A 16,192-nucleotide genomic window follows, 5' to 3' on the forward strand; every position below is an offset into this window, starting at 1 on the left:
GGACAGCCACCGCCAGCGCCCGCCTGTGTACTTTCCCCACACGGCCAGTCCGTCCTGCACGTTCCGAATGACGCAGCACAAGCAGCATCGAAAATCACTTGACACGTGTTAGGTCAGGTATTTACCCTACTTAACACGTGTTAGGAGGAGCCGACAATGACGTCTGAGAAGACACCGGGGCAACCAGCCCCCTCATATGCACCGCGGCCCGGCAGCGGAATGTCACAACTCACGCGGCGTTCCATGCTCGGCCTTACCGGACTGGCCGTGGCGGGAGCTACCGTAGGAGCCTGGCCGCGCCTGACCGGGACCGACATTCCCGGCCGTGGCAGCAAGGCCCTGAACATCGCCATCCTTGGAACCGCAGCGGACGCCGCGGCCCGCCAGGGCCTGGTTCAGGCCTTTACCGCCGCCCATCCGGATATCCCGGTGCAGGTGCAGGCCATCCAGGGCGCCGACTGGAAGGACTTCTTTTCAAAAATCCTCACCATGGTGGCGGCCGGCACGCCGCCGGACGTCGTCTACGTGGCCACGGAGGGCGCCCAGCTTTTCGCTGACAAGCTCGCAGAACCACTGGATGAATATGTCCGCCGGGACGCAGCCGACATGGGCGACTACTTCGATGACGTTCATCCGAGCCTGCTGGAAGCCTTCATGTACCAGGGAAGCCTTTACCAGCTTCCGCTGGACTGGAACGCGGCGAACATGTATTTGAATACCACCACCTTTGCCCAGGCCGGCCTTGACCGCCCCAAGGACGACTGGACGCAGGATGACTTCAGCGCCACCCTCCGCGCCCTGCGGAAGGCACGCCCGGCCGACTTCACCCCGTACTACTGGACCAACCGGCTCTTCGGCGGTGTTGTGCCATGGCTGTACGCCAATGACACCAGCTTCCTGACTGAGAGCAAGGCTTCCGGCGGCGACTGGCTGTGGGACCGCTTTTATCCGAACGATCCTGCCCGGGCAACGCGCGGCGGCGGGTACCAATGGCTGGCTCCCAACGCCGAGGACGCGCGGGTTGTGGAGACCTTTGACTACCTGCGCGAACTTGTTGCCGAAGGACTGGGCGTGCGGCCTGAATCCGGCGGCGGCAACGCCCTGGTGGGCTTGTTCGCGAACAACCGCATCGGCACCACGCCGGCGGGGGGCTACTGGGCGCAGGGCCTGCATGAGGCCGGCATGACGGCCGACCAGTTCGATGTGCAGTTCTTCCCCCGCTGGCGGACGCAGCGGCACCAGTTCGGTGCTGCCGGCTATGCGATCATGCGCACGGCGAAGGACAAGGACGCAGCCTGGGAATGGGTGAAGTTCTGCTCCAGCCGCGAAGCGATGCAGTTGGCCATTCCCAAACCGAACACCACTCCCACCCGCCGTTCGATGGTGAACGAGTCCTTTTATGCTGCCACCGGGCCCCGGCACTGGAAGGTCTTCTACGACACCCTGGACAGGTTCCCTACCTCAGGTCCGATCCCCGCGCCGCCGCAGCAGGCCGCCGTGGAAACTGCCCTGATGAAAAACGTTTCCGCCGCTGTCAGCGGCAGCTCCGCCGGCGTACGGTCAGCGATGGGCACCCTGCAGCGTGATCTCGAACTGGCCCTCAGGAGGAACGCATGACCACCACTTCCGCCGCCCCGCGCCACACCGTAAAGCCACCGGCAGCGCGCCGCTCGTTCGTCGAGCGGTGGCTGGCAATGATTTTCCTGGCCCCCACACTGCTGGGGATGGCCCTGTTCACTTTCCTGCCGATCATCGGCTCGCTGGTCCTGGCCTTCTTCCGCTGGGACATCATCTCAGCACCCCAGTTCGTCGGTTTCGCCAACTTCGCCTCCCTGGCACAGGACCCCACCGTCCGCGTGTCCTTCCTGAACACCATCGTGTTCGTGGTCGTCGCAGTAACCCTTCAACTCGGCATCGCACTGACCCTGGCTTCGATGCTCCAGGCCAGGATGCCGTCCTGGCTCAGGGTCTTCCTCCGTTCCACCTTCTTCTTTCCCCTGGTGCTGTCCGCCGCATCGGTGTCCATCTTCATGCGGTACATGTTCAACGAACAGTTCGGCGTGGTGAACTGGCTCCTGTCGCTCATCGGCATTCCCGCAGTCCCGTGGCTGACCAGTCCCGTGGCCTCTGCCGCCGTCGTTGTCCTGGTTTACGTCTGGCAGAACTTCGGGTTCTCCTTCCTCCTGTTCCTCGGCGCCCTGAGCAACATTCCGAAAGAACTGCACGAGGCAGCGAACCTGGACGGTGCCACGGGCTGGAAACAGTTCAGCAACGTCACCCTTCCACTGATCAGCCCCACTGTGCTGGTCGCTTCCGTCATGGCGATCATCAGTGCCCTGCAGGTCTTCGACCAGCCGTACGTCCTGACCAACGGCGGACCAGGGGATTCCACCCGCACCGCCGTCATGGTGATCTTCGAATCCGCCTTCCAGCAACTGGAATTCGGCGAAGCCTCGGCCATCGGTCTGGTCCTGACCGTGCTGATCCTTGCCGTCACCGCCCTGCAATTCCGCCTCAGCCGCCGCTTCGTCTTCTACCAGTGAGGTCCCCTATGTCCAGCCAGACCCTGCACACCGGGACCGACGAACATTCCGGTTCCAGCACCGGCACGCCGGCCACCCGCAAGACCTACCGCAACCGCCGCCTGCCCGCGGCAGGAACCGTCGGCAGGTACGCCGCGCTGGCGGTAGCTGCGGCGCTGACCCTCGGCCCTGTCCTGTGGACCCTGTCCACCTCGCTGCGAACGCCGTCGGAATCCTTCAACCTGCCGCCGTCCTTCCTGCCCCTCAACCCCGACTTCACCGCCTACCAGGAGGTGTTCAAGCAGATCAACGTTGGCCTCCTGGTCCTGAACAGCGCCCTGGTGACCGGGCTGATCGCGCTTGGCCAGATGGCTTCCGCCACGCTTGCCGGCTACGCCTTCGCCCGCCTGGACTTCCGCGGCAGGAAAGCCATCTTCTCCTTGGTGCTTGCAACAATGATGGTTCCGGTGCAGGTCACCATCGTCCCGGTGTTCATGCTCATCCGCGGGATGGGCCTGTCCGATACCCTGCTGGCCCTGATCCTGCCGGCCATTCCCACCGCCTTCGGCACGTTCCTGATGCGCCAATACTTCCTGGGCCTGCCCAATGACTTTGCGGAAGCGGCCGCCCTGGACGGCGCCGGACCATGGCGGATCTTCCGTTCCGTCTACGCACCGTTGGCGGTCCCGGGCATGGCCATCGTTGGGATCCTTGCTTTCAACTTCCACTGGAACGAGTTCTTCCGGCCGCTGATCCTCACTATCAGCGAACAGAACTTCACCCTCCCCCTCGGCCTGGTCACGCTCCAGGGCAACCTCGGCACCGGGAGCATATCGGTGGTCCTCGCCGGCGTGATCCTGTCCATGCTGCCCGCACTGGTCGTGTTTATCTTCGGTCAGCGCACCCTGCGCGAGGGCCTCACGGCCGGCGCAAGCAAATAGCACGTACTTTCAAAAGGAACCCCATGGATACACTCACCCCGACCAGCACGGCAGCCACAACAGACAGCTACCGCCCGGCCCTGCACTACACGGCGAAGGACACCTGGCTCAATGACCCCAACGGCCTGATCTTTCACGACGGCGTCTACCACCTCTACTACCAGAACAACCCGCTGGGAAACGTCTGGGGAAACATGTCCTGGGGCCACGCCACCTCCACCGACCTGCTGACCTGGACCGAGCACCCCGTCGCCATCGCCTGCGACGAAAACGAGGACATCTTTTCCGGCAGCATCGTCCACGACCGTCACAACACCAGCGGATTCGGCAACGGATCCACTGCGCCCCTGGTGGCGATCTATACCAGCGCCTTCAAACCGGGTTCCCTGCACGAGGGCGTCCAGGCCCAGTCCCTGGCCTACAGCCTGGACGGGGGCTACAGCTGGACAAAACACGGCGGCAACCCTGTACTTAACCGCGGCTCCGCCGAGTTCCGTGACCCCAAGGTCATCTGGTACGACGGCGGCGCGGACAGTTACTGGGTGATGGTCGCCGTCGAAGCCACAGACTTCCAGGTGGTGCTTTACAAGTCCCGCGACCTGAAGACCTGGGAACCGCTGAGCACCTTCGGGCCCGCAAACGCCACCGGCGGGGTCTGGGAATGCCCGGACCTGTTTCCCCTGCCCGTAGACGGCGACCCGGAAAACGTCAAGTGGGTCCTCACCGTCAACCTCAATCCCGGCGGGCCCAACAACGGCTCCGCCGGCCAATACTTCATCGGTGACTTCGACGGAACCACATTCACCTCCGCCAGCACCGTGACCGAAGGCCTCCAGGATCCGAACCGGCTGGGAGACTACCAATGGCTGGACTGGGGCCGCGACTACTACGCCGCCGTCTCCTTCAGCGACGCGCCGGAGAACCGCCGCCTCATGATCGCCTGGATGAACAACTGGGAATACGCCAACCAGATCCCCACCACGCCCTGGCGCAGCCCCATGAGCCTCGCCCGGGAAATTTCACTCCAGAGCAGCGACGGAGAGCTATGCCTGGTCCAGCAGCCCGCGGGTGACTGGACTGCCTTGGCCGGCACGGAGTCGTTGCACCTTTCCGGAACCACCATCCACGACGGCGTGCAGGTTCTGGCGGGCGCGGCCGGTACCGTCCAGCGGATTGACGTCATCTTCACCCCCGGAGGCGCAGAGGAATTCGGCCTCATCCTGCGTGGGGACGGCACGAAGGGAACCCGCGTTGGCATCCGCCCGGGCGAAGGCACACTGCTCGTGGACCGTCGCGAATCCGGCAGGACAGACTTCCACGCATCCTTCAGCTCCGTTGACACGGCTCCCGTCCTTGCCAGGCAGGGGTCCTACGAGCTCACCATCTACGTGGACCGCTGTTCCGTTGAAGTCTTTGCCCAGGACGGCCAGGTCACCATGACCGAACTGATCTTCCCGGCGGAGACCAGCACCGACGTCGCCGTCTACGCCGTAGGCGGCACGGCGACCATGAACAGCCTCCAGGTCACGCAGCTCGGCTAGGGCAGCACCAATTCAAGGAACAACAGACATGCACAACAACGGGAAACCGAACCCTCCCGGGCAGGGGTTGGACGTCGTCGTTATCGGGGAAGCCCTGATCGACGTCGTCACCACGCCTGAGGGGACCAATGAACATCCTGGCGGGTCACCGGCCAATGTCGCCTACGGCCTGGCCCGCCTGGGGGTGGGCACCGGACTGCTCACGTCCATGGGCAATGACCACCGTGGTGACGCACTTGAGGAGCACCTCACGGGCGCCGGGGTGACGCTCCTGCCAGGCTCCCGGTCACTGGAGAGAGCGTCGACGGCGACCGCCACCCTCGCCCGCGATGGCTCGGCGAGCTACGCCTTCGACATCGCCTGGGATGTGGCACCGCTGGATCCTGCCCTTACTCCCCCAAGGATCGTCCACACCGGTTCGATCGCAAGCTTTCTGTCACCGGGCGCGGTTGGCGTCAAAGCCATGCTCCAGGAGCTCCGCGGCAAGTGCATCGTCACCTACGATCCGAACATCAGGCCAGACCTCTTGGGAACCCATGCCGAGGCGCTGCACACTTTCGAGGAACTGGTGCAGCTCACCAGCGTGGTCAAACTCAGTGATGAGGACGCTGCATGGCTCTACCCGAGGAAGACCTTCGAGGAAACCGCCACACACATCCTGGGGCTGGGAGCGGAGCTTGCTGTCATCACCAGGGGCTCATCAGGCTCATTGCTTGCCACATCCACCACCGCCCTCAGCATGCCTGCAGTGAAGACCACCGTGGTGGACACCATCGGCGCCGGCGACTCCTACATGGCGGCCCTGATCCTGGGACTCCTCACACGCGGCACCGGCGGCCTGGCCCCTTCGGTCCTCGACCAGCTGGGATGCACGGCGGCCGCCGCGGCCGCGATCACCGTATCCCGGGCCGGCGCCCGGCCCCCCACCGAAGACGAACTCCGCACACAGCTCCAGCTTCAGCATCAGTCCCGGCTGCATTCGCACGCCTAGCACGAACACTTCGTGCGGTTGTTCTGATCGTCGATTTGCGGTCACCCCGCACAGGGAAATGTAACCCTTGACACAGATCTAGTAACGCGCGTAACCTCTCTATATGCGCGAGTAACGCGCGTTACCTATCTGGCAGCACCACCCGACTAATACCGGAGCATTCAATGGCGAAAACCACCACCTCGAACCATGCCGGGGCCGCGCGGCAGCGGGGTGTCACCATGAATGATGTTGCCAAACACGCGGGGGTTTCCCGGACCGCGGTCTCGTTCGTGCTGAGCAACCGCGAAAATGCCAGCATCTCCGAAGAGACCCGCACCCGGATCAACGAAGCTGTCCAGGCCTTGGGCTACCGCCCAAATGCCGGAGCACGTGCACTGGCATCCCAGCGCAGTGACTGGTACGGGATTGTTACCGAGATCGTCACGGCACCGTTCGCCGTCGACATCATCAAGGGTGCACAAGACCAAGCCTGGCTCGACCGCAAGTTCCTGCTCATCGCGCCCTCCGACCAGGCCGATGCCGTAGGACCCAACCAGGGCCTGGAGGACGCAGCAACCGAAAAGCTGCTGGAGCAGCGCGTGGAAGGACTTCTGTACGCAGCCACGTTCCACCGTGGCGTGCACGTGCCCGAAACCGCCAAGGAAGTACCCACCGTACTGATCAACTGCTTCGACGCCGACGGGAAGCTGCCCTCGATCGTCCCGGACGAACGCGCCGGCGGCCGCACCGCCGTCGAACGTTTGCTCCAGGCCGGCCACCGCAGGATCGGCGTCATCAACCTGGACCCGGCCATTCCCGCGGCAATCGGGCGTTTGGAAGGTGCCCGCGAGGCACTCGCCGACGCCGGACTCGAACTGGACCCGGAACTCGTGGTCCCCGGATACGCCACGGCGGACGGCGGGTATGAGGCCGCGTGCCACATCCTGGACCGCTACCCACAGCAGGACAGGCCAACCGCGCTGTTCTGCCTCAACGACCGCATGGCGATGGGCGCATACGACGCCATCAAGGAACGGGGCCTGACCATCCCCGGAGACATCGCCGTGATCGGCTTCGACAACCAGGAACTGATTGCGGCCTACCTCAGGCCCAAGCTGACCACGGTTGCGTTGCCGTTTGAAAAAATGGGCGCCCTGGGAGTCCAGACGCTCGCAGCTCTGACAGCAGGACAGCCGATTGTTGCCGACCAGCAATTAGTCGGCTGTCCGCTGCTAGAACGCTCTTCGGTCTGACCGCGAAATCACTGGCGAAGAGCAACCCCTCCCCCACCCCTTCACCTTGCTGATGAAGATAGGAAAGAGATAACCATCATGACACAACCCCGATTCCTGAGGGCTGCCCGCACCACGGCGGCCGGGCTGGCGGTAGGCGCACTGCTGCTGACCGGCTGTGCGGCCAACGGCAACAAGGCTGCCGGCACCGACGCCGCAGCGAACGCCAGCGCCTTCCTCACCATTCCGCGTGAGGACATGGGCACGTTTGTCCAGAACTTCAACCCGTTCGCCCCCACCGTCAACCCCATGGTCCAGCAGTCCATCTACGAGTCGCTGCTGATCTTCAACCCGGCCAAGGGTGACACGGTACCGTGGCTGGCCACTGAATGGGAGGCGGCGGACGACGGCAGGTCCATCACCTTCACCCTGCGCGACGGCGTTAAGTGGTCCGACGGCCAGCCCTTCGTGGCCGAGGACGTCGCCTACACCTTCGAACTCCAGAAGAAGCTCAAGGGTGGCTTCGAGTACCTGGACACCGTGAGCGCCGAAGGCACCAACAAAGTGACCTTCACCTTCAACAAGCCGTGGTCGCCGGCCCTGTACGACGTCGGGCACCTCACCATCCTGCCCAAGCACGTATGGTCCGCCCTTGCCGACCCGGAGAAGGAGGCCAATGCCAAGCCTGTCGGCACAGGCCCTTACACCGAGGTTGACAGTTTCCAGGCCCAGTCGTTCGTGCTGAGAAAGAACCCCAATTACTGGCAGCCGGAAAAGCAGAAGATCGCCGGTATCAAGATGCTCGCTTTTGCAGGAAACGACGGCGCCAACCTCGCCGCCGCGAACGGCGATGTTGACTGGGCCCCGCAGTACATCCCGAACATCGAAAAGACGTTCGTTTCCAAGGACAAGGAACACCGCCACTACTGGTTCCCGGCCACCGGCGCCATGATCAACTGGCAGCTCAACACCACCAAGGCCCCCTTCAACGATGTCGACGTCCGCAAGGCCCTGAGCATGGCCGTTGACCGGGAACAGGTCACCACGATCGGCATGAGCGGCTACGCCGAGCCTGCGGACTGCACCGGGCTTTCCGGCAACTACGAGACCTGGAAGAACAACGAGGTCAAGGAGAACTGTTCCTGGACCAAGCTGGACGTCCAGAAGGCCAATGAGCTGCTGGACAAGGCGGGCTACCCGAAGGGTGCCGACGGCAAACGCACGCTCAAGGACGGCAAGCCCTTCGAGTTCAAGATCTCCGTGGGCGCATCCTCTTCCGACTGGCTGTCCGTAGCCAACGTGATCGCGCAGAACCTGGCAGAAGTCGGCGTCACGGCAAAGGTGGAGTCCCCGGACTGGGCTGCCGTGGTTGCCGGCTACGAAACGGGCGACTTCGACTCCGGCATCGTCTGGAGCGCCAACGACCCCAGCCCGTACAAGTACTTCAACTCCTCCATGGGCACAGCCACGGTCAAGCCCGTGGGCACCAAGACGTTCGACAACTACCACCGCTTCGGCGACGCCGAGGCTGACGCCCTGCTGGCAGAGTTCGCTGCGGAGTCCGACGAGTCCAAGCAGAAGGACATCGCCAACAAGCTGCAGGAAGAATACGACGACGCCGCACCGCTGGTGCCGCTGTTCTCCGGTCCGGAGTGGGGCGCCTTCAACGACACCCGCTTCACCGGCTGGCCCACCGAGGACAACCCCTACGCAACCCTGTCGGTCCGCTCCCCTTCTACGGTGCTCGTCCTGACCACGCTGGAACCGCGCAAGTAGTCCCCACCGCCTCCCTGGCCTCGCTCCGCTTCGGCTAGGGAACCCTCGGCGGCGTGGGCCCATCCACCGCCTCCCTGGCGGCGTGGGCCCATCACGCACCACTGCTGGCCGCCGGATCATCCGGCGGCCAGCCCCCAAACTTTCCGCAATTCCCGAAATGGAGGGAAACCGTGCGCTTTATCCTGCGCCGCCTGGGTTTCTACCTGATCGCCTTCTGGGCATCCATCACCCTGAATTTCCTGCTCCCCCGCTTCATGCCCGGGGACCCCGTCTCCCGTATGTTCGCCCGCACCCAGGACAGAATGCAGCCGGAACAAATCGAGGCCCTGCGCAAGCTGCTGGGTGTTGATGACCGGCCACTCTGGGAGCAGTACATCGGCTACATGACCAACATCTTCACCGGGCAAATGGGCGTTTCCATCTCCCGTTTCCCCACTCCGGTCACCGAGGTCATTGCGTCCCAGATCGGCTGGACCCTCCTGCTCGGCGGAACCGCCCTGGTGATTGCCGCCGTCGTGGGTAACCTGCTGGGCGTCCTGGCCGCCTGGCGGCGCGGCGGCGCGATCGACTCCGCGCTTCCACCGCTGCTCGTTTTCATCGGCTCGTTCCCGTACTTCTGGCTCGCCATGGGCGCCCTGTACCTTTTCGGCGTGGTACTGAACTGGTTCCCCATCCGCCACGCCTTCACCGCCGGCCTGGAGCCCGGGTTCACGTGGGAGTACATCGGCGACGTCGGCGCCCACCTGGTGCTTCCGGCACTGACCATAGTCCTGGTCTCCATCGGCGGCTGGATGCTGGGCATGCGGAACACCATGATCGCCACCAACTCTGAGGACTACATCACCATGGCCGAAGCCAAGGGACTCCGCCCGGGCCGCATCATGCTCCGCTACGCAGCCCGCAACGCCATGCTCCCGTCGGTCACAAGCTTCGGCATGGGACTGGGATTCGTGGTGGGCGGTGCGCTGCTCACCGAGGTGGTGTTCGCCTACCCCGGCGTCGGATACCAGCTCCTCAACGCCGTCCAGGGCCTCGACTACCCGCTCATGCAGGGCCTGTTCCTGACCATCACCGCCGCCGTGCTGCTGGCCAACTTCCTGGTGGACATCCTCTACGTCCGCCTCGACCCGCGCGTGCGCAGCAACTAGAGGGAGCGATCATGACAACCGCAATCCTGAAGCAACCCGGCACAACGGCCGCCAAAACCCCGGCGGCCCGCAAGCCCAACCGCAGCTTCGTCCACGGCATCCTCACCAACAAAAAAGCCCTGACAGGCATGGCCGTGATGCTCGTCTTCATCGCACTGGCCCTGCTGGCACCGCTGCTCTTCCCCGGCGACCCGTCGCGGATCACCGCCATGGCCTCCATGGAACCATCAGCCGAGCACTGGCTGGGAACTACAGCTAAGGGACAGGACGTGCTCGCCCTGACCGTCCACGGATCCCGGAGTTCCCTCTTCGTGGGTCTCACCGTGGGCTTCGCGTCCACCTTCATCGGCATCCTGGTGGGACTTGCCTCGGCGTATTTCGGCAAGTTCATCGACGAAGCGCTGTCCCTGGTAACCAACGTCTTCCTGCTCCTTCCCGGCCTGCCGCTGCTGGTCATCCTGGCCGCGTTCCTCCCTCCGGGGCTGGGCACAGTGATTCTTGTCCTGGTGATCACCGGCTGGGCAGGCTCAGCGCGCGTCCTGCGCTCACAGGCCCTGTCCATCCGCTCCAAGGACTTTGTGGCCGCGGCGGTGGTGTCCGGCGAACGGGCCGGCCGGATCATGTTCCGTGAAATCCTGCCCAACATGGCCTCGATCGTCATGGGCACCCTGCTGGCCTGCGTCATCTACGGCATCGGTGCCCAAGCAGGCCTGGAGTTCCTGGGCCTGGGCGATGCCAGCACGGTCTCGTGGGGCAACAACCTCTTCTGGGCAGGCAACGAAGGCGCCCTGCTGACCGGCAGCTGGTGGGTGTTCGTTCCCTCGGGCGTCTGCATCGCACTGGTCGCCTTCGCCCTGGCCCTCATCAACTACGCCGTGGACGAGGTCACCAACCCGCGCCTGCGGAAGATCAAAACCCCGAAAGATACCGACAGGAGCGCCTCAAAATGACCATCTCCCAAGTGTCCTTCGGCTCCCACGAACCCGTCCTGGACGTCAAGGACCTCACCGTCAAGTACATCGGCGACACCCGCTCCACCACCGCCGTGGACCGCGTTTCCTTCAGCATCGGCACCGGTGAGGTGTTCGGGCTCGCAGGGGAATCAGGCTGCGGAAAATCGACCATTGCCAACTCGATCATGCGGCTGCTCAAGGATCCCGCGAAGATCGCAGGCGGCAGCATTTCCTTCGGCGGCAAGGACGTCCTGGCCATGAGCCCGGAGGAGCTGCGGCGCTTCCGCTGGCAGGACGTGGCCATGGTGTTCCAGTCAGCCATGAACTCGCTTAACCCGGTGCTGACCATCGGTGAACAGATTGTGGACATCTTCACCACCCACGCCGGCTACTCCCGCAAGGAGTCCCTGCGGCGCGCGGCTGAACTGCTGGAACTGGTGAGGATAGACCCCGCACGCCTCAAGTCCTACCCGCACCAGCTCTCGGGCGGCATGCGGCAGCGAGCCGTGATTGCCATGGCCGTGGCCCTCAAGCCGTCCCTGTTGATCCTGGACGAACCCACTACCGCGCTGGACGTGGTGGTGCAGCAGGAGATCATGGCCCAGATCAAGGAACTCCAGCGCGAGCTCGGCTTCTCTGTCCTCTTTATCACCCACGACATGTCACTCATGGTGGAACTCTCGCACCGGATGGCCGTGATGTACGGCGGCAGGATCGTGGAGACTGCAAAAGCGCAGGACGTCTACACCAACCCCCGCCACCCCTACACCCAGGCGCTGATGGGCGCATTCCCGCCGCTCACCGGCCCGCGGGTACCGCTGACGGGACTGCCCGACGGCGTGAAGTTCCGGAACATCCCGGACCTCACCGAGGCGGCACCCGGCCACTTCGTGGCTCCGCTTGGTGCCGACGCTCCAGTGATTGATTCCGCAGACCTGGCAGGAGCCGCACGATGAGCCACTCCCTGACATCCCCGGTGGCTGCGTCCACCTCACGCACCCCCGCCCTTGAAATCCGTGGCCTCGGCAAGTCGTTCCCCATTGGAGGGCTGTTCTCCCGCGACTCAGTCCGCGCCCTGCACGGCGTGGACCTGACCATCAACCGCGGCGAAATCGTCGCACTTGTGGGAGAGTCAGGTTCCGGCAAGAGCACCCTGGCCCGCTGCGTTGCCCGGCTCGAGAAGCCGACCCGCGGCGCGATCCTGATCGACGGCGTCGACATCCTCAAGCGCGATCGGTTCCAGGCGTCGCGTGCGTTCCGGTCCCAACTGCAGATGGTCTTCCAGGACCCCTTCGGTTCACTGAACCCGGCCCACAGGATCGAGCACTTCCTGCGGCGTTCGCTGGCGATCCACGGCAAAGGCGGCGGTTCCGCGGAGGAGACCGTGCGGCGGCTCGAAGAGCTCATGACCACTGTTGGCCTGCAGGCTGACATGCTGAACTCGTATCCGCACGAGCTCTCGGGCGGCCAGCGCCAACGCGTTGCGATTGCGCGGGCCCTCGCTGTGGAACCTCAAGTCATCCTGGCCGACGAGCCCACCTCCATGCTTGATGTGTCCGTCCGGATCGGTGTGCTGAACCTGATGCGCAAGCTCCGTGACGAGCAGGGCATCTCCATGCTCTACATCACCCACGACCTCGCGTCCGCCCGCTACCTGGCGGACCGGACGGCAGTCATGTTCGCCGGTGAACTCGTTGAGGAAGGCGAGTCCCTGGACCTGCTGTCCAACCCCGCACACCCCTACACCCAACTCCTGGTTTCGGCTGTTCCGGATCCCGCACGGGCAGGCTCGTATGATCCCGTCCGCCGGGCCGAACTGCGGCAGGCGGTGATGGCTTCCACCACATGCGCTTTCGACGGCGACCCGAACCAGGCCTGTTCGGCCGAAGAACCCGTGCGCCACCAGGTTGGAGACCCCGAAAACCGCCACTGGGTGCGCTGCCACCTCTACCGGCCGTGGGCCGGCGCCGCCGGCCATGCCCTGGCGGGCGAACCAACCCCACCCGGCCGCCCGGCGTCGAACGCTCAAGAAAAGGCTTCCGCATGACTGAACTGACCCACCCGCTCGCAACCGTTCCACAGGATGAGCTGGTTGCCCGGGCCGAAGCCGACCCCCTCCGGCCGCGCTTCCATTTCGTTTCACCGGCCGGTTGGCTCAACGATCCCAACGGCGTCAGCCAATGGAACGGCAGCTACCACCTCTTTTACCAGTACAACCCGGAGGGCGCGTTCCACCACCGCATCCAGTGGGGCCACGCCACCAGCACGGACCTCGTCACCTGGACGGACCAGCCCGTTGCCTTGGAACCGTCCGCAGGACAGGACGCCGAGGGCTGCTGGTCCGGGGTCCTGGTGAACGACGGCGGCACGCCCACCCTGGTGTATTCGGGGCGCCTCGAAGGCAGGGAGCTGCCCTGCGTCGCCGTAGGATCCCCTGACCTTCTAACTTGGACCAAGGACGCGGCAAACCCCGTGATCGCAGCGCCGCCGGCTGGAGTAGACATCACGGCGTACCGCGACCACTGCGTCTGGCGTGAAGGAACGAAGTGGCGGCAGCTGGTGGGTTCGGGAATCAGCGGACGCGGCGGTACGGCGTTCCTGTACGAGTCAGCGGACCTGCGGACCTGGGACTACATCGGGCCTCTGTTCATCGGCGATGCCTCGCAAGGTGATCCTGCGGACACTGACTGGACGGGGACCATGTGGGAATGCGTGGACCTTTTCCGGGCCGGGCAGGGTTCGCTGGGATCCGCGACGTCTGACGGCTCACCGGATGTGCTGGTCTTCTCCGCCTGGAACGACGGCGACACCCACCACCCGCTGTACTGGACCGGCCGGTATGCCGGTGACAGCTTCGAGCCCGCGGCCCTGCACCGGCTCGATTACGGCGGCCGCTTCTTCTACGCACCGCAATCGTTCCAGGATGAGTCCGGCCGGCGCGTCATGTTCGGCTGGATGCAGGAAGGCCGAAGCGATGCCGCGATGGTGGAGGCCGGCTGGTCCGGAGTGATGAGCCTGCCTCGAACCGTCACGGCGGCCGAGGACGGGACCCTCCGCTTCGCACCCGTACCAGAGATAGAAAAGCTGCGCCGTGACCACGTGGGTTTGTCCGGACCGGTGCTAAGCGGTTTGCTGGAGCCCCTGGACACCGGTGTGTCCGGCAAGCAACTCGATATCGAACTGGAGCTCGAACTGGAACCGGGCGGACTGGTGCGGCTCGGTGTGCTGGGCTCCGTTGGCGGGGGCACCTCCAGCCCCGCCGAGGAAACAGTCATTGAGTTGTACAGGGCGGCTGACGGCGGCAATAATGGCACGCTCCGCCTGGACCGCACCCGAAGCAGCCTTGATCCAGCCGTTGATGCGGACGACAAGTCAGGACCCGTCCCGATGCCCGGAGGACGGGTGCACCTGCGCGTCATCCTGGACCGGTCCGCCGTCGAAATTTTTGCCAACGGGATAGCGCTCACTGCCCGCGTCTACCCCACCCTGGGCGGTGACCACGTGAGCCTTGCCGCCGAGGGCCCCGCCCAGGTGCAGTCCCTCGACGCATGGACCATGGCCGGCATTTTTGACGGTGCCCGGAGCCTCTTTCCCTGAAGCGGGGCAGTAGGCACGTTGCCGCCGGTGCATTCCTGCGGGGCGCTTTCGCGTACTTCAACAGGCGTCCACATCAGGAAACCGGTGCCGGCCATCCACAGGGTGGCCGGCACGGGTTTTTGAAGGACGGGCCTGCTGCCGCCTGCGAAGAGATCCGACGTTCCGCGTTGCGCAACGGAGCAGGCCTGTCTCATGGTGGTGCTTATCCCCCGGTGCTTGTCTTCGATGCGTAGGCCGTGGCCTGGTCACGCACTTTCCGGATGTAGGCATCGGACTGGTTGTAGGCGTAGATCGCGTCGGTCCACCCGTCCGCAGTCGTGAGATCACGGCCGCCGGCACACAGGTAAGTCGCCGCACTAAGGGCGGCGTCATCGATATTGAAGGGATCAGCCGTTCCATCCCCGTTCCCGTCCCGCCCTACGAGCTTCCACGTGGAAGGAATGAACTGCATCGGCCCCACGGCACGGTCCCAGCGGGTGTCCCCGTCCAGGACACCTGCGTCCGTGTCGGTGATGGCGGCAAACCCGGCACCGTTGAGAACCGGGCCCGTCACCGGGCGGCTCACCTGTCCCGATGCCGTGAGGCTGCCGCCGCCGTACGTTCCGTGAGCTGTTTCAACGAATCCCACGGACGCCAGAGTGTTCCAACCTATTCCGCACGCCGGAGCAGCAGCATTCACGGTTACCGCCGCGGCCACATATGCCCGCAGGGCACGGCCGGGAATTCCAGTCTCCTTTGCAGCCCGGAGCACCCACTCGGCATCCGGGTTTCTGGTGACGTTCACTGCGGTGGTCATACCGGAAGACATCATTTCGAGCTCAGCCTCCGCTCGCGGTGGTGGAGAAAAAGCCCGACGAGCGTCCGCGGCAGGTTGCCCGAGCGCCCAGAACAAGGAAGCGGTGGTGACAGCAACTGTAAACAGGATAAGAACAACGAGGCGTCTGAGACGAAGCACCGACTAATCAAACCATCCAAAGCGCCCTGACAGTTGTTCGCTTCTCTTTAAGTTACTGCACCTGAGGGGGTGCGGGCTGCGCCCGAGACGGAGCACTGTCCTGAAGGAATTGCGTGATCTTCTTAGCCATGGCCGTTGACTGCGTCCATTGCAGGTTATGCAGACCCTGGAGTTCGACGATTTCGTGACGGTTGACGCCCGTGAGCTGGTTCTTGTGCGACTCGAGCCAGTCGGGAATGGTAGCCACGCTGTCACTGGCAAGGAAGTGAAGGACGGGCATGTTCTCCGGGTAGGTCAATCCGTGGAGTGCTGCGGCATTGCTGGCGACCCGGGCGCTTTCGTCGGCGACTGCGGCGTTGCCGAAGTTCCAGATTGTCATGAGGCGCATGTGTTCCAATTCGGATGTGGTGAAGTCGCTGCTTGTCGGGTCTACCGCGCTGGGAGCAACCGAGACCACTGTTCGGACCAGGCCAATTGCGGACAGTATGGGACTGCCCCCGGTTTTGTTGACTCCTTGACCTAGCGAGCTTGTGCTCGTGGAAGGATGTTGACCA

The 16,192-nt window shown here is 64.3% G+C and carries 13 protein-coding genes and 1 pseudogene; 12 read left to right on the plus strand and 2 right to left on the minus strand.

The features are described from left to right. Positions 1-219 precede the first annotated feature (219 nt). From IEX43_RS03220 to IEX43_RS03275, 12 genes are all read left to right on the plus strand, one after another. Positions 220-1,617 carry an extracellular solute-binding protein gene (locus IEX43_RS03220; RefSeq protein ID WP_188809015.1) on the plus strand — a complete coding sequence of 466 codons (1,398 nt, stop codon included), beginning with the start codon at positions 220-222 and terminating at the stop codon, positions 1,615-1,617. Continuing rightward, positions 1,614-2,543 (plus strand): carbohydrate ABC transporter permease, encoded by a 930-nt coding sequence (locus IEX43_RS03225; RefSeq protein WP_188809016.1) that lies wholly within the window; start codon positions 1,614-1,616, stop codon positions 2,541-2,543. Before IEX43_RS03220 ends, IEX43_RS03225 begins: the two co-directional genes overlap by 4 nt. An 8-nt stretch (positions 2,544-2,551) precedes the next feature. Then, positions 2,552-3,463, plus strand: a complete 912-nt coding sequence (locus IEX43_RS03230) for a carbohydrate ABC transporter permease (protein WP_188809017.1) — start codon at positions 2,552-2,554, stop codon at positions 3,461-3,463. A 23-nt stretch (positions 3,464-3,486) separates the two neighbouring features. Next, positions 3,487-5,004 carry a glycoside hydrolase family 32 protein gene (locus tag IEX43_RS03235; RefSeq protein ID WP_188809018.1) on the plus strand — a complete coding sequence of 506 codons (1,518 nt, stop codon included), beginning with the start codon at positions 3,487-3,489 and terminating at the stop codon, positions 5,002-5,004. A 28-nt stretch (positions 5,005-5,032) separates the two neighbouring features. Next, positions 5,033-5,995, plus strand: coding sequence for a carbohydrate kinase family protein (locus IEX43_RS03240; RefSeq protein WP_188809019.1), 963 nt, complete (start codon positions 5,033-5,035; stop codon positions 5,993-5,995). A gap of 164 nt (positions 5,996-6,159) precedes the next feature. Further along, positions 6,160-7,230 (plus strand): LacI family DNA-binding transcriptional regulator, encoded by a 1,071-nt coding sequence (locus IEX43_RS03245; protein ID WP_188809020.1) that lies wholly within the window; start codon positions 6,160-6,162, stop codon positions 7,228-7,230. A gap of 78 nt (positions 7,231-7,308) precedes the next feature. Further along, the gene (locus tag IEX43_RS03250) at positions 7,309-8,985 is read left to right on the plus strand and encodes an ABC transporter substrate-binding protein (protein WP_188809021.1); all 1,677 of its coding nucleotides are present in this window, start codon (positions 7,309-7,311) and stop codon (positions 8,983-8,985) included. 170 nt (positions 8,986-9,155) lie between these two features. Further along, the gene (locus tag IEX43_RS03255; protein ID WP_188809022.1) at positions 9,156-10,133 is read left to right on the plus strand and encodes an ABC transporter permease; all 978 of its coding nucleotides are present in this window, start codon (positions 9,156-9,158) and stop codon (positions 10,131-10,133) included. A gap of 11 nt (positions 10,134-10,144) precedes the next feature. Continuing rightward, complete coding sequence (locus IEX43_RS03260) at positions 10,145-11,083, plus strand: ABC transporter permease (protein WP_188809023.1); 939 nt, start codon at positions 10,145-10,147, stop codon at positions 11,081-11,083. Continuing rightward, positions 11,080-12,042: an ABC transporter ATP-binding protein gene (locus IEX43_RS03265; protein WP_188809024.1), complete on the plus strand. Its 963-nt coding sequence runs from the start codon at positions 11,080-11,082 to the stop codon at positions 12,040-12,042. Before IEX43_RS03260 ends, IEX43_RS03265 begins: the two co-directional genes overlap by 4 nt. Beyond that, positions 12,039-13,133 carry an ATP-binding cassette domain-containing protein gene (locus IEX43_RS03270; RefSeq protein ID WP_188809025.1) on the plus strand — a complete coding sequence of 365 codons (1,095 nt, stop codon included), beginning with the start codon at positions 12,039-12,041 and terminating at the stop codon, positions 13,131-13,133. The genes IEX43_RS03265 and IEX43_RS03270 overlap by 4 nt, the downstream gene beginning before the upstream one ends. Further along, positions 13,130-14,683, plus strand: coding sequence for a glycoside hydrolase family 32 protein (locus IEX43_RS03275; protein ID WP_188809026.1), 1,554 nt, complete (start codon positions 13,130-13,132; stop codon positions 14,681-14,683). Before IEX43_RS03270 ends, IEX43_RS03275 begins: the two co-directional genes overlap by 4 nt. A gap of 202 nt (positions 14,684-14,885) precedes the next feature. On the opposite strand, the gene IEX43_RS03280 is transcribed toward IEX43_RS03275, so the two are convergent. Next, complete coding sequence (locus tag IEX43_RS03280; protein ID WP_308422195.1) at positions 14,886-15,479, minus strand: lytic transglycosylase domain-containing protein; 594 nt, start codon at positions 15,477-15,479, stop codon at positions 14,886-14,888. Positions 15,480-15,690: 211 nt separating this feature from the next. Beyond that, a pseudogene (locus tag IEX43_RS03285) lies at positions 15,691-16,192 on the minus strand (hypothetical protein); the annotation flags it as partial.

Source organism: Pseudarthrobacter polychromogenes, from assembly GCF_014644495.1.
GTDB lineage: Bacteria > Actinomycetota > Actinomycetes > Actinomycetales > Micrococcaceae > Arthrobacter > Arthrobacter polychromogenes.

What these genes read in the sequence shown, in the direction of transcription:
- IEX43_RS03245 (WP_188809020.1), top strand. Translation starts at nt 6,160, where the DNA reads ATGGCGAAAACCACCACCTCGAACCATGCCGGGGCCGCGCGGCAGCGG.
- IEX43_RS03220 (WP_188809015.1), top strand. Translation starts at nt 220, where the DNA reads ATGTCACAACTCACGCGGCGTTCCATGCTCGGCCTTACCGGACTGGCC.
- IEX43_RS03225 (WP_188809016.1), top strand. Translation starts at nt 1,614, where the DNA reads ATGACCACCACTTCCGCCGCCCCGCGCCACACCGTAAAGCCACCGGCA.
- IEX43_RS03260 (WP_188809023.1), top strand. Translation starts at nt 10,145, where the DNA reads ATGACAACCGCAATCCTGAAGCAACCCGGCACAACGGCCGCCAAAACC.
- IEX43_RS03230 (WP_188809017.1), top strand. Translation starts at nt 2,552, where the DNA reads ATGTCCAGCCAGACCCTGCACACCGGGACCGACGAACATTCCGGTTCC.
- IEX43_RS03240 (WP_188809019.1), top strand. Translation starts at nt 5,033, where the DNA reads ATGCACAACAACGGGAAACCGAACCCTCCCGGGCAGGGGTTGGACGTC.
- IEX43_RS03275 (WP_188809026.1), top strand. Translation starts at nt 13,130, where the DNA reads ATGACTGAACTGACCCACCCGCTCGCAACCGTTCCACAGGATGAGCTG.
- IEX43_RS03265 (WP_188809024.1), top strand. Translation starts at nt 11,080, where the DNA reads ATGACCATCTCCCAAGTGTCCTTCGGCTCCCACGAACCCGTCCTGGAC.
- IEX43_RS03250 (WP_188809021.1), top strand. Translation starts at nt 7,309, where the DNA reads ATGACACAACCCCGATTCCTGAGGGCTGCCCGCACCACGGCGGCCGGG.
- IEX43_RS03270 (WP_188809025.1), top strand. Translation starts at nt 12,039, where the DNA reads ATGAGCCACTCCCTGACATCCCCGGTGGCTGCGTCCACCTCACGCACC.
- IEX43_RS03280 (WP_308422195.1), bottom strand. Translation starts at nt 15,479, where the DNA reads ATGACCACCGCAGTGAACGTCACCAGAAACCCGGATGCCGAGTGGGTG.
- IEX43_RS03235 (WP_188809018.1), top strand. Translation starts at nt 3,487, where the DNA reads ATGGATACACTCACCCCGACCAGCACGGCAGCCACAACAGACAGCTAC.